The 12,818-nt window shown below is 52.4% G+C and carries 10 protein-coding genes, 1 tRNA gene, 1 rRNA gene and 1 other annotated feature; of the genes, 4 read left to right on the top strand and 8 right to left on the bottom strand.

Going from position 1 to position 12,818, the window contains the following annotated elements; genetic code table 11:
- Positions 1 to 90 precede the first annotated feature (90 nt).
- From ACLHV9_RS18535 to rluD, 5 genes are all read right to left on the bottom strand, one after another.
- A tRNA-Glu gene (locus tag ACLHV9_RS18535) sits at positions 91 to 165 on the bottom strand.
- 85 nt (positions 166 to 250) lie between these two features.
- Positions 251 to 1,786: ribosomal RNA gene (locus tag ACLHV9_RS18540) — 16S ribosomal RNA — on the bottom strand.
- A 429-nt stretch (positions 1,787 to 2,215) separates the two neighbouring features.
- Entirely contained in the window at positions 2,216 to 4,789 is a 2,574-nt protein-coding gene (clpB, locus tag ACLHV9_RS18545) for an ATP-dependent chaperone ClpB (RefSeq protein WP_023308864.1), read from the bottom strand.
- Between the two features lie 129 nt (positions 4,790 to 4,918).
- Positions 4,919 to 5,650 (bottom strand): purine nucleoside phosphorylase YfiH, encoded by a 732-nt coding sequence (gene yfiH / locus ACLHV9_RS18550; RefSeq protein ID WP_108090942.1) that lies wholly within the window; start codon positions 5,648 to 5,650, stop codon positions 4,919 to 4,921.
- Positions 5,647 to 6,627, bottom strand: a complete 981-nt coding sequence (rluD, locus tag ACLHV9_RS18555; protein WP_028016723.1) for a 23S rRNA pseudouridine(1911/1915/1917) synthase RluD — start codon at positions 6,625 to 6,627, stop codon at positions 5,647 to 5,649. The genes yfiH and rluD overlap by 4 nt, the downstream gene beginning before the upstream one ends.
- Positions 6,628 to 6,758: 131 nt before the next feature.
- On the opposite strand from rluD, the gene bamD reads away from it, so the two are divergent.
- From bamD to pheA, 4 genes are all read left to right on the top strand, one after another.
- Positions 6,759 to 7,496 (top strand): outer membrane protein assembly factor BamD, encoded by a 738-nt coding sequence (gene bamD, locus ACLHV9_RS18560; protein ID WP_023308867.1) that lies wholly within the window; start codon positions 6,759 to 6,761, stop codon positions 7,494 to 7,496.
- Positions 7,497 to 7,764: 268 nt separating this feature from the next.
- Complete coding sequence (gene raiA / locus ACLHV9_RS18565; protein WP_008502470.1) at positions 7,765 to 8,106, top strand: ribosome-associated translation inhibitor RaiA; 342 nt, start codon at positions 7,765 to 7,767, stop codon at positions 8,104 to 8,106.
- Between the two features lie 103 nt (positions 8,107 to 8,209).
- Positions 8,210 to 8,335: a sequence feature (Phe leader region), on the top strand.
- Positions 8,211 to 8,258 carry a pheA operon leader peptide PheL gene (gene pheL / locus ACLHV9_RS18570; protein ID WP_100249759.1) on the top strand — a complete coding sequence of 16 codons (48 nt, stop codon included), beginning with the start codon at positions 8,211 to 8,213 and terminating at the stop codon, positions 8,256 to 8,258. (Overlaps the previous feature by 48 nt.)
- Before the next feature lie 30 nt (positions 8,336 to 8,365).
- A complete protein-coding gene (pheA, locus tag ACLHV9_RS18575) occupies positions 8,366 to 9,526 on the top strand; it encodes a bifunctional chorismate mutase/prephenate dehydratase (RefSeq protein ID WP_108090943.1) in 1,161 nt (386 codons plus the stop codon).
- Here the strand turns inward: pheA and ACLHV9_RS18580 are convergent.
- From ACLHV9_RS18580 to aroF, 3 genes are read right to left on the bottom strand one after another with little or no spacing between them, the layout of a single operon-like run.
- Positions 9,523 to 10,395: an SMP-30/gluconolactonase/LRE family protein gene (locus tag ACLHV9_RS18580; protein WP_108090944.1), complete on the bottom strand. Its 873-nt coding sequence runs from the start codon at positions 10,393 to 10,395 to the stop codon at positions 9,523 to 9,525. The two genes, pheA and ACLHV9_RS18580, sit on opposite strands and share 4 nt — an antisense overlap.
- 60 nt (positions 10,396 to 10,455) lie before the next feature.
- Positions 10,456 to 11,577, bottom strand: coding sequence for a bifunctional chorismate mutase/prephenate dehydrogenase (gene tyrA / locus ACLHV9_RS18585; RefSeq protein ID WP_028016726.1), 1,122 nt, complete (start codon positions 11,575 to 11,577; stop codon positions 10,456 to 10,458).
- A 10-nt stretch (positions 11,578 to 11,587) separates the two neighbouring features.
- On the bottom strand, positions 11,588 to 12,658 hold the full coding sequence (aroF, locus tag ACLHV9_RS18590; RefSeq protein WP_028016727.1) for a 3-deoxy-7-phosphoheptulonate synthase AroF: 1,071 nt from the start codon (positions 12,656 to 12,658) through the stop codon (positions 11,588 to 11,590).
- Positions 12,659 to 12,818 lie beyond the last annotated feature (160 nt).

The raw sequence follows: 12,818 nt of genomic DNA on the forward strand, positions 1-12,818 counted from the left end.
CAGATTTTTAAAGAGCAAATATCTCAAACATGACTCGCAAGTCAGTTTTGAGATATGACGGCAGGTGACTTTCACTCACGAACCAGCAAGTGGCGTCCCCTAGGGATTCGAACCCCTGTTACCGCCGTGAAAGGGCGGTGTCCTGGGCCTCTAGACGAAGGGGACGTATAAGTCTCAATCGCAAGACGCCTTGCTATTTACTTTTCATCAGACAATCTGTGTGAGCACTGCAAAGGCAGGTTCTTTAAGGTAAGGAGGTGATCAACCGCAGGTTCCCTACGGTTACCTTGTTACGACTTCACCCCAGTCATGAATCACAAAGTGGTAAGCGCCCTCCCGAAGGTTAAGCTACCTACTTCTTTTGCAACCCACTCCCATGGTGTGACGGGCGGTGTGTACAAGGCCCGGGAACGTATTCACCGTAGCATTCTGATCTACGATTACTAGCGATTCCGACTTCATGGAGTCGAGTTGCAGACTCCAATCCGGACTACGACGCACTTTATGAGGTCCGCTTGCTCTCGCGAGGTCGCTTCTCTTTGTATGCGCCATTGTAGCACGTGTGTAGCCCTACTCGTAAGGGCCATGATGACTTGACGTCATCCCCACCTTCCTCCAGTTTATCACTGGCAGTCTCCTTTGAGTTCCCGGCCGGACCGCTGGCAACAAAGGATAAGGGTTGCGCTCGTTGCGGGACTTAACCCAACATTTCACAACACGAGCTGACGACAGCCATGCAGCACCTGTCTCAGAGTTCCCGAAGGCACCAAAGCATCTCTGCTAAGTTCTCTGGATGTCAAGAGTAGGTAAGGTTCTTCGCGTTGCATCGAATTAAACCACATGCTCCACCGCTTGTGCGGGCCCCGTCAATTCATTTGAGTTTTAACCTTGCGGCCGTACTCCCAGGCGGTCGATTTAACGCGTTAGCTCCGGAAGCCACTCCTCAAGGGAACAACCTCCAAATCGACATCGTTTACGGCGTGGACTACCAGGGTATCTAATCCTGTTTGCTCCCCACGCTTTCGCACCTGAGCGTCAGTCTTTGTCCAGGGGGCCGCCTTCGCCACCGGTATTCCTCCAGATCTCTACGCATTTCACCGCTACACCTGGAATTCTACCCCCCTCTACAAGACTCTAGCCTGCCAGTTTCGAATGCAGTTCCCAGGTTGAGCCCGGGGATTTCACATCCGACTTGACAGACCGCCTGCGTGCGCTTTACGCCCAGTAATTCCGATTAACGCTTGCACCCTCCGTATTACCGCGGCTGCTGGCACGGAGTTAGCCGGTGCTTCTTCTGCGGGTAACGTCAATTGCTGAGGTTATTAACCTCAGCACCTTCCTCCCCGCTGAAAGTACTTTACAACCCGAAGGCCTTCTTCATACACGCGGCATGGCTGCATCAGGCTTGCGCCCATTGTGCAATATTCCCCACTGCTGCCTCCCGTAGGAGTCTGGACCGTGTCTCAGTTCCAGTGTGGCTGGTCATCCTCTCAGACCAGCTAGGGATCGTCGCCTAGGTGAGCCGTTACCCCACCTACTAGCTAATCCCATCTGGGCACATCTGATGGCAAGAGGCCCGAAGGTCCCCCTCTTTGGTCTTGCGACGTTATGCGGTATTAGCTACCGTTTCCAGTAGTTATCCCCCTCCATCAGGCAGTTTCCCAGACATTACTCACCCGTCCGCCGCTCGTCACCCGAGAGCAAGCTCTCTGTGCTACCGCTCGACTTGCATGTGTTAGGCCTGCCGCCAGCGTTCAATCTGAGCCATGATCAAACTCTTCAATTTAAAAGTTTGATGCTCAATGAATTAAACTTCGTAATGAATTACGTGTTCACTCGTTGAGACTTGGTATTCATTTTTCGTCCGAGGACGTTAAGAATCCATGTCACTTTGAGTGCCCACACAGATTGTCTGATAAATTGTTAAAGAGCAGTGCCGCTTCGTTTTCGCTGCGGCGCGGGGTGTGCATATTACGCTTTCCCGCTACAGAGTCAAGCGTTTATTTTGCTTTTCTCTGCTGACCCGGCGGCGTGTGTGCCGTTGTTCCGTGTCAGTGGAGGCGCATTATAGGGAGTTATTCCGAAGCCGCAAGGATAAAGTGAAAATTATTTTCCAACCGCTCACTTTCCAGGCGAATCACATTCCAGACCTCAATTTTCGCCTGGTTTTTAAACAAAAACGAGCCGCAAGCGGCTCGTTTTTTGGTTTTGTGACTTACTGCACTGCCACAATGCGATCGTCGTTGGCTTCCAGACGGATAACTTTGCCTGGAATTAACTCTCCGGAGAGGATCTGCTGCGCCAGCGGATTTTCGATCTGCTGTTGGATAGCACGTTTTAATGGACGCGCACCATACACTGGATCGTAACCATTTTCGCTCAGCAGCTTCAGTGCCTCGTCGGAGATGTGAATTTCATATCCACGCTCTTCCAGACGTTTGTACAAACGCTGCAACTGGATCTGCGCAATCGACGCAATGTGTTTCTCACCCAGAGGATGGAATACCACCACTTCATCAATACGGTTGATGAACTCAGGACGGAAGTTATGGCTCACGACACCGAGCACCAGATCCTTCATATGGCTATAGTCCAGCTCACCGAAACGTTCCTGAATCAAATCGGAACCCAGGTTCGAGGTCATGATGACAACCGTATTACGGAAGTCGACTGTTCTCCCCTGCCCATCGGTCAGACGACCATCATCCAGCACCTGAAGCAGAATGTTGAAAACATCCGGATGCGCTTTCTCTACCTCGTCCAGCAGAATGACGGAATAAGGACGACGGCGCACCGCTTCTGTCAGATAACCACCTTCTTCATAACCCACGTATCCCGGAGGTGCACCGACCAGACGCGAAACAGAGTGCTTCTCCATAAACTCGGACATGTCGATACGCACCATCGCATCATCGCTGTCGAACATAAAGTTAGCCAGCGCTTTACACAGCTCGGTTTTACCGACACCGGTTGGCCCCAGGAACAGGAACGAGCCAATTGGGCGATTCGGATCGGACAGCCCTGCACGGCTACGACGAATAGCGTTGGAAACCGCTTCAACCGCCTCGTTCTGACCAATCACCCGGTTATGTAAATCCTGCTCCATACGCAGCAGTTTTTCACGCTCACCTTCCAGCATGCGTGCCACTGGGATACCGGTCCAGCGCGCCAGCACTTCGGCAATTTCCGCATCCGTCACTTTATTACGCAACAGACGCATCGTTTTGCCTTCGGACTGCGTAGCAATCTCAAGCTGTTTTTCCAGCTCAGGAATTTTGCCATACTGCAGCTCTGACATCCGCGCCAAATCGCCCACACGGCGGGCCTGCTCAATGGCAATTTTTGCCTGTTCGAGTTCCGCCTTTATGGTCTGAGTGCCGGAAAGGGATGCTTTCTCGGCTTTCCACTCTTCTTCCAGCTCAGAATACTGGCGTTCTTTATCGTCCAGTTCTTCATTGAGCATATCCAGGCGTTTCTTACTGGCTTCATCAGACTCTTTCTTCAGCGCCTGCTGTTCCAGCTTGAGCTGGATGATACGGCGGTCGAGCCTGTCGAGCTCTTCCGGTTTCGAGTCAATCTGCATACGAATGCTCGAAGCCGCTTCATCGATCAGGTCGATTGCTTTATCCGGCAACTGACGATCGGCAATATAACGATGCGAAAGCGTCGCCGCCGCAACGATGGCCGGGTCAGTGATCTGCACGTGGTGGTGCAGCTCATAACGCTCTTTCAGACCACGCAAAATCGCGATGGTATCTTCAACGCTTGGCTCAGCCACAAACACTTTCTGGAAACGACGTTCAAGTGCAGCATCTTTTTCAATGTACTGACGATACTCATCAAGCGTAGTGGCACCAACGCAGTGAAGTTCACCGCGCGCCAGCGCAGGTTTCAGCATGTTCCCGGCATCCATCGCGCCGTCCGCTTTACCCGCACCGACCATAGTGTGCAGTTCGTCGATAAACAGGATAACGTTGCCTTCCTGCTTCGCCAGGTCGTTAAGCACGCCTTTGAGACGCTCTTCGAACTCGCCGCGGTATTTCGCACCGGCCACCAGCGCGCCCATATCCAGCGCCAGTACGCGGCGGCCTTTCAGGCCTTCCGGCACTTCCCCGTTGACGATACGCTGCGCCAGCCCTTCAACAATGGCGGTTTTACCGACACCCGGTTCACCAATCAGCACCGGGTTGTTCTTGGTACGACGCTGCAATACCTGGATAGTACGGCGGATCTCTTCGTCACGACCAATAACCGGGTCAAGTTTGCCCTGTTCAGCACGTTCGGTCAGATCGACCGTAAATTTTTTCAAAGCCTGACGTTGGTCTTCGGCTCCCTGATCGTTCACGCTTTCACCTCCGCGCATTTTCTCAATCGCCTGAGTCACATTGGCGGTGGTCGCACCGGCAGATTTCAGCAGGTCGGTCAAGGTACCGCGTGATTCAAGCGCCGCCAGAACAAACAACTCTGACGAAATAAAGTTGTCCCCACGTTTTTGCGCCAGCTTGTCGCAAAGGTTCAGCACACGCACCAGATCCTGCGACGGTTGAACGTCGCCGCCGGTACCTTCTACCTGCGGTAAGCGGCTCAGCGCCTGATCGATGGCTGTGCGTAACTGGCCAGCATTAATGCCAGCGGACGTTAATAAAGGACGTACCGATCCCCCTTCCTGATTCAGCAAGGCGCTCATTAAATGAAGAGGTTCGATAAATTGGTTGTCGTGCCCCAGTGCAAGGGACTGGGCATCGGCGAGAGCAAGCTGGAATTTATTAGTAAGACGATCCAGACGCATAACTCCTCCCATAACAGGTCAAATTTGCTACTGGAGATTAAATGAGGTCATCCCTCAATTATTCAAGGTTAATGACCTGAATTATGTGAAAAGAAAACGGCACGTGCCGGATCGTCTTGATTCTTTAGGTTATATCAGCCAAATAAAACTTGCCATACGACCCGTCGTCTTGTCGCGGCGATAAGAGAAAAAATCACCCTTTTCGGTGAAGGTACAGCGATTGCCACCGAAGATCTGCGTCACACCGACATTATTCAGACGCTGGCGAGCAAGCTGGTAAATATCAGCCAGATATTTATCCCCCGAAGGCAGGAAGGCGTCCACTGCTTGCGGATCTTTATCCATAAATGCTTCACGGACCTCAGGCCCCACCTCAAAAGCGCGAGGGCCAATGGCCGGGCCAAGCCAGGCCATGATATTGGCTGGTTCATCTTTAAAGCAGGAGACGGTCTCCTCCAGCACGCCTTCACACAGGCCGCGCCATCCCGCATGTGCTGCTGCGACCTCAGTACCTGCACGGTTACAGAACAGCACAGGCAGACAATCAGCAGTCATTACGGCACAAACCGTTCCCGGAATATTACTATAAGAGGCATCAGCGCGTTTTGAAGCGTAGGGTTCTCCCGTCAGCTTCAGCACCGTTTTTCCATGAACCTGTTCCAGCCAAACCGGTTTTGACGGCAAGTTCCCCGCAGCAAACAGACGCTTGCGGTTTTCTTCAACGTGCTCCAGGTTGTCGCCACAGTGTGCACCGAGGTTCAATGACTCCCACGCGCCCTGGCTCACACCGCCATTACGGGTTGAACTGCAGGCGGCCACGCCTGCAGGCAATGGCCATTCCGGGACAATCAGTTTGGTCATAACCAGTCCACTTGATCCTTATGTTCTTCGAAATCGGCACGCATGGCGTCAATAAGTTCCACCATATCCTGCGGGATAGGTGCATGCCACTCCATCTGAATACCAGTGATAGGATGGTAAAGACGCAGCATGGTCGCGTGTAGCGCCTGACGATCGAATTTACGCAGTACGCTGATGAACTCATCCGATGCGCCTTTTGGCGGACGTGGACGGCCACCGTATACCTGATCCCCCACCAGCGGGTGGGTAATGTGGGCCATATGCACGCGGATCTGGTGAGTACGCCCGGTTTCCAGACGCAGACGCAGACGCGTATGGATACGGAAGTGCTCCATGATGCGATAGTGCGTCACCGCGGGTTTACCCATCGGATGCACCGACATATGAGTACGTTTGGTTGGGTGACGGCTGATTGGCTCTTCCACTGTTCCACCAGAGGTCATATGCCCAATGGCTACCGCTTCATACTCTCGAGTGATTTCGCGCAGCTGCAGCGATTCCACCAGACGGGTCTGAGCTGGAACGGTCTTCGCCACCACCATCAAACCGGTGGTGTCTTTATCCAGACGGTGAACGATTCCCGCGCGCGGGACATCTGCGATCGGCGGATAATAATGGAGAAGTGCGTTAAGAACTGTACCGTCAGGATTCCCCGCCCCCGGATGAACAACCAGGTCGCGCGGCTTGTTGATCACCAGAATGTCATCATCTTCATAGACGATGTCCAGTGGGATATCCTGCGGCTCGAAGCGGATTTCCTCTTCGATTTCAGCATTGATGGCGACAGCTTCCCCACCTAACACTTTCTCTTTTGGTTTGTCCCAGATCTTGCCGTTTACCAGCACGCGCTGGTCAAGGATCCATTCTTTTATGCGTGAACGCGAATAATCAGGGAACAATTCGGCCAAAGCCTGATCTAAGCGTTGACCGAGCTGATTTTCGGAGACTGTTGCGGTGAGTTCTACTCGTTGTGCCATAAACTGCTTCTTCGTTTAACGTTGGGTTTTACGGCTTTGCCGTTTAATATAGTGTGCTATTGTAGCTGGTCTTAATCGGGAGCAGGAACAGAGTTTCTCCCGGACAAACATTTGAGGAAAGTCAAAACGTCATGACGCGCATGAAATATCTGGTGGCAGCGGCCACGTTGAGCCTGGCTTTGGTGGGCTGCTCCGGTTCAAATGAACAGGTCCCTGACAATCCGCCGAATGAAATCTATGCGACTGCACAACAAAAGTTGCAGGACGGTAACTGGAAACAGGCGATAACGCAACTGGAAGCGTTGGATAATCGCTATCCATTTGGTCCGTATTCGCAGCAGGTACAGTTAGATCTCATCTACGCATACTACAAAAATGCCGATCTGCCGCTGGCTCAGGCAACCATCGATCGTTTCATGCGTCTGAACCCGACTCATCCTAACATCGACTATGTGATGTACATGCGCGGCCTCACCAACATGGCGCTGGACGACAGTGCGCTGCAGGGCTTCTTCGGCGTGGATCGTTCCGACCGCGACCCACAGCACGCACGTGATGCCTTCAATGACTTCTCCAAACTGGTGCGCGGCTATCCGAACAGTCAGTACGTGACTGACGCGACCAAACGTCTGGTGTTCCTGAAAGATCGTCTGGCAAAATATGAATACTCCGTGGCGGAATACTATACCCGCCGTGGCGCATGGGTTGCCGTGGTTAACCGCGTAGAAGGTATGTTGCGTGATTATCCGGATACTCAGGCAACGCGTGATGGTCTGAAGCTGATGGAAAATGCTTACCGTCAGATGCAGATGACCGCTCAAGCTGAAAAAGTAGCGAAAATCATCGCCGCAAACAGCAGCAACACCTGATATTGCCTCAATGTAAAACGGCAGCCCGAAGGCTGCCGTTTTTTTATTCATTCTGGATATAAGCTGAAGCGGTTTAGCCTCAACACATCCTATCAACTATGACCGCAATTTTTACCTTCCACAAGGTAAATCTCACCTCTTCCTGCCCTGCCTCACAAAAAAGATTCCCTGACAAAAACCGACAAAATAACGTGATCTAAATCACACATTTTGACATTAGGTCGGGTATGCTGGAATCACCAAGACGGAAAGACAAGAGGTAAAATTTATGACAATGAACATTACCAGTAAACAAATGGAAATTACTCCGGCAATTCGCCAGCACGTCGCAGACCGTCTCGCCAAACTGGATAAATGGCAAACTCATTTGATTAACCCACATATCATCCTGTCCAAGGAGCCGCAGGGTTTCATCGCTGACGCAACTATCAATACTCCAAACGGCCATCTGGTCGCCAGCGCAAAACATGAAGATATGTACACCGCAATTAACGATTTGATCAACAAGCTGGAACGGCAGCTCAATAAAGTGCAACACAAAGGTGAAGCCCGTCGCGCCACAACATCGGTGAAAGACGCCAGCTTCGCGGAAGAAGTTGAAGAAGAGTAATCCTTTAAATTGAGTGTACCGCCAACGCGCCTTCGGGCGCGTTTTTTATTGACAGGGTGAAAACAGTACGGGTACTTTAACGGTATCAAGCACAGGATGATTTCATGAAACTAACGCCGTTTTTCTTCGCATTCTTTTTTACCTTCCCCTGAATGGGAGGCGTTTCGTCGTGTGATAAAGAATGCGAAGACGAACAACAAGGCCTCCCACCCCGGGAGGCCTTTTTTATTGATAACGATAAAACGAGACAGGCAACACTATGACACCGGAAAACCCGTTACTGGATCTACGCGTTAAAATCAGCGCGCTGGATGAGAAATTACTGGCGCTGCTGGCAGAACGCCGATTGCTCGCCGTCGAAGTGGGTAAAGCTAAACTGGATTCCCACCGCCCGGTACGTGATATCGACCGCGAGCGTGACCTGCTGGAGCGCCTGATTCAGCTCGGCAAAGCGCATCACCTGGATGCGCATTACATCACCCGCCTGTTCCAGCTCATCATCGAAGATTCCGTTCTGACCCAGCAAGCGCTGTTGCAGCAGCATCTGAACAAAACCAATCCGCACTCTGCCCGTATCGCGTTTCTGGGTCCGAAAGGTTCGTATTCACACCTGGCGGCACGTCAGTATGCAGCCCGCCATTTCGAAGAGTTTATTGAAAGTGGATGCGCGAAGTTTGCCGATATTTTCAATCAGGTTGAAACCGGCCAGGCTGATTACGCCGTGGTCCCGATTGAAAATACCAGCTCCGGTGCCATCAATGATGTCTACGACCTGCTGCAACACACCAGTCTGTCGCTGGTTGGTGAGCTGACCATTCCAATTGACCATTGTGTCCTGGTCTCTGGCTCCACTGACCTGAGCAAAATCGAAACGGTGTACAGCCATCCGCAGCCGTTCCAGCAATGTAGTCAGTTCCTGAACCGCTATCCGAACTGGAAAATTGAGTACACCGAAAGCACCTCTGCGGCGATGGAAAAAGTGGCGCAGGCAAATTCCCCAACCGTTGCTGCACTGGGTAGCGAGGCCGGTGGCGCGCTGTATGGCCTTCAGGTACTGGAACGAAACCTGGCAAACCAGACGCAAAACATTACCCGCTTCGTGGTGCTGGCCCGCAAGGCAATCAATGTGTCCGATCAGGTACCCGCGAAAACCACGCTGCTGATGGCCACCGGCCAACAGGCTGGTGCGCTGGTTGAAGCTCTGCTGGTACTGCGTAACCACAACCTGATCATGACCAAACTGGAATCGCGCCCGATTCACGGCAACCCGTGGGAAGAGATGTTCTATCTTGATATTCAGGCCAATCTGGAATCTGCACCAATGCAGAAAGCCCTGCGTGAGCTGGGGGAAATCACCCGCTCAATGAAAGTCCTCGGCTGCTATCCAAGCGAAAACGTTGTCCCGGTCGACCCGGCCTAACGTTCGATAAAGCGGCTTTTCTTCATCCCTGCCACGCTGACTGGCAGGGTGAAGATGGCCCCGGAAAGCGGATATTGCGCTATCTCCGCTTCGTCCATATTTTCCCGGGTGGTCGTTATAAATAACGTCTTCATATCGTCACCGCCAAAGCAGACCATCGTCGGGCAACGAACCGGTAGTCTGTATTCCTCGAGCTGTTCGCCCTCAGATGAAAATCTGGCGATACGCCAGCCATCAAACAGCGCGGTCCAGTAACAGCCTTCCTCGTCCATCGCTGCACCGTCAGGTATCCCCTCACCTTCCTGAAACCGTCGGAAAACGTCTCGCTTGCCAGGCTCTCCCTGTTCATCCAGCGGCGTACGATAGATAACGCCGTTTGGCGTGTCAGAGGTAAACATCCATTGTTTATCCGGACTAAACGCTAAACCGTTGTGCCCGTGAATATCGCACTGGATCACTTTCGGTGTCAGGTCGTTGTCGATACGCATCAGCAGGGCACCGTTGTAATCTCCTGGCCCCCAAAACGTTCCTGCGTAGAACCGCCCCAGATAATCGGTGCCGCCGTCGTTAAAACGTGCGAGCTGCGGGTTAGAGGGGTTATCACACACCTTGCGGCGCAGCAGGCCGTGTTTATCGGTCAGCCAGATACCCGTTCGCATCGCAACAATAAAACCACCCTGCTCACGCAGAGCAAAACAGCCCACCTCTTCATGGAATGAAAGCACGGTGTGTTCAGCCGTCAGCAGATGATATCGGTGGATCTCGCCTTCCAGAATATCAGCCCAGTAGAGCGCACTCTCTTCTGCACTCCACGTTGGGCACTCAGGCAGATGTCCGGTGTAATTCAACAGTAGCTGCGGTTCAGCCATGACAGTTCCCCAAAATGAAAAAAGCCAGCGTTGCTGGCTTTTAGTATATACATCATCGCATTACTGGCGACTGTCATTTGCCTGACGCAACAACGTACGGCTCTCACTCTGGAAACGCTGTGCGTAATCGCCAAACCAATGCTCCACTTTGCGGAAGCTGTCGATAAACGCCTGCTTGTCTCCGTGTTCCAGCAGCGTAATGGCTTCACCAAAACGCTGATAATAGCGCTTAATCAGTGCCAGGTTGTTCTCAGACGACATAATAATGTCGGCGTAAAGCTGGGGATCCTGCGCAAACAGACGCCCGACCATCGCCAGTTCCAGACGATAGATGGGTGAAGAGAGTGCCAGCAGCTGTTCAAGCTGCACATTCTCTTCCGCCAGATGCAGCCCATAAGCAAAGGTCGCAAAGTGGCGAAGCGCCTGAATAAACGCCATGTTCTGATCGTGCTCAACCGCGCTGATACGGTGCAACCGTGCGCCCCATACCTGAATCTGCTCCAGGAACCATTGATAGGCTTCCGGCTGACGACCATCACAGTAAACAACTACCTGCTTCGCCAGACTACCGCTGTCCGGGCCAAACATAGGGTGCAGACCCAGCACCGGGCCGGTATGCGCCGCCAGCATCGCCTGAAGCGGACCATTTTTAACAGATGCCAGATCGACCAGGATGCAATCTTTCGGTAATGGAGGAAGCTTCCCGATAATCTGTTCCGTCACATGGATCGGTACGCTGACGATCACCATTCCGGCATCTTTCATGAGTTCCGGAGCTTTTGCCCAATCCTCTTTTTCCAGAATGCGCACCTGGTAACCAGAAAGCGCCAGCATTTTTTCAAACAGACGTCCCATCTGGCCGGCACCACCCACAATGACCACCGGACGCAGGGACGGACAAAGGGTTTTGAAGCCCTTGTCATTTTCACTCGAATAAGATTCCCGCATCACACGACGCAAGACATCTTCAATCAAATCCGGAGAGACACCCAGCGCCTGAGCCTCTTTGCGACGAGAGGCCAACATTGAGGCTTCACGCTCCGGCACATAAATCGGCAGGCCGTATTTGCTTTTAACCTCACCGACTTCAGCAACCAACGCCATGCGGCGTGCCAGCAAGTCCAGCAGCGCCTTATCCACTTCATCTATTTGATCGCGTAATGCGGTCAATTCAGCAACCATACCTAACCTCTTAAGCCAGACGCGTCGCCAGCTGGCCGTTTAAATCTTTATGGATCTCACGCAGCAGTGCATCGGTGGTTTCCCAACTGATGCAGGCATCCGTCACGGATACACCATGCTTCATTGCGCTGCGCGGCTGTTCAGATGATTGATTGCCTTCATGAATATTGCTCTCAATCATCAGACCGATAATAGAACGGTTGCCATCTTTGATCTGCGCGACCACCGATTCCGCAACCGCAGGCTGACGACGGTAATCTTTGTTCGAATTACCATGACTGCAATCTACCATCAGTGCAGGACGCAGTCCCGCCTGCTCCATCTCTTTTTCGCACTGCGCCACATCCGCCGGGCTGTAATTTGGTGCTTTACCCCCGCGCAGGATCACATGACCATCCGGGTTGCCCTGCGTTTGCAGAAGACAAACCTGTCCTGCCTGGTTAATACCGACAAAACGGTGCGGCATTGCGGCGGCGCGCATCGCGTTGATCGCGGTAGCCAGGCTGCCATCAGTACCATTTTTAAAACCAACCGGCATCGACAGGCCTGACGCCATCTCGCGGTGAGTTTGTGATTCCGTGGTGCGCGCACCAATTGCGGACCAACTGAACAGATCGCCCAGGTATTGCGGGCTATTCGGATCCAGCGCTTCTGTCGCCAGCGGCAGCCCCATACTGACCAGTTCCACCAGCAGGCGACGCGCAATCTTCAGACCCGCTTCCACATCAAACGAGCCATCCATGTGCGGATCGTTAATCAACCCTTTCCAGCCAACGGTGGTACGTGGCTTTTCAAAATAGACGCGCATCACCAGATAGAGGCTATCGCTGACCTCCTCCGCTAATGCTTTAAATCGATGAGCGTACTCAATGGCGGTTTCAGGATCGTGAATGGAGCAAGGACCACAGACCACCAGCAGGCGCGGATCGCGGCCAGCGATGATGTCAGAAATGGTCTGGCGAGAATGCTCAATCTGAGCCTCCTGCGCAACGCTCAGCGGGAACTCCGCTTTCAGTTGATCCGGCGTAATTAAAACCTGTTCGTCAGTGATATGTACGTTGTTCAGCGCGTCTTTTTGCATGATGGCGATCCTGTAAAACTCGTTTGCGATAGTTGTTTTCCTCTAAGAGGTGAGACCACCATACCATAAAAAGTAAACATTTCAATCCAAAATTCGTACACTATAATTTACACAAGCCAATTTATTGCCATAATCATAGTACAAAAACGTAAACTTTAAA

Origin of the sequence: Enterobacter sp. CPE_E890, from assembly GCF_046521475.1 — a bacterium.
GTDB classification, from domain to species: Bacteria; Pseudomonadota; Gammaproteobacteria; order Enterobacterales; family Enterobacteriaceae; genus Enterobacter; species Enterobacter adelaidei.

What these genes read in the sequence shown, in the direction of transcription:
- ACLHV9_RS18580 (WP_108090944.1), bottom strand. Translation starts at nt 10,395, where the DNA reads ATGGCTGAACCGCAGCTACTGTTGAATTACACCGGACATCTGCCTGAG.
- pheA (WP_108090943.1), top strand. Translation starts at nt 8,366, where the DNA reads ATGACACCGGAAAACCCGTTACTGGATCTACGCGTTAAAATCAGCGCG.
- bamD (WP_023308867.1), top strand. Translation starts at nt 6,759, where the DNA reads ATGACGCGCATGAAATATCTGGTGGCAGCGGCCACGTTGAGCCTGGCT.
- yfiH (WP_108090942.1), bottom strand. Translation starts at nt 5,650, where the DNA reads ATGACCAAACTGATTGTCCCGGAATGGCCATTGCCTGCAGGCGTGGCC.
- tyrA (WP_028016726.1), bottom strand. Translation starts at nt 11,577, where the DNA reads ATGGTTGCTGAATTGACCGCATTACGCGATCAAATAGATGAAGTGGAT.
- aroF (WP_028016727.1), bottom strand. Translation starts at nt 12,658, where the DNA reads ATGCAAAAAGACGCGCTGAACAACGTACATATCACTGACGAACAGGTT.
- rluD (WP_028016723.1), bottom strand. Translation starts at nt 6,627, where the DNA reads ATGGCACAACGAGTAGAACTCACCGCAACAGTCTCCGAAAATCAGCTC.
- raiA (WP_008502470.1), top strand. Translation starts at nt 7,765, where the DNA reads ATGACAATGAACATTACCAGTAAACAAATGGAAATTACTCCGGCAATT.
- clpB (WP_023308864.1), bottom strand. Translation starts at nt 4,789, where the DNA reads ATGCGTCTGGATCGTCTTACTAATAAATTCCAGCTTGCTCTCGCCGAT.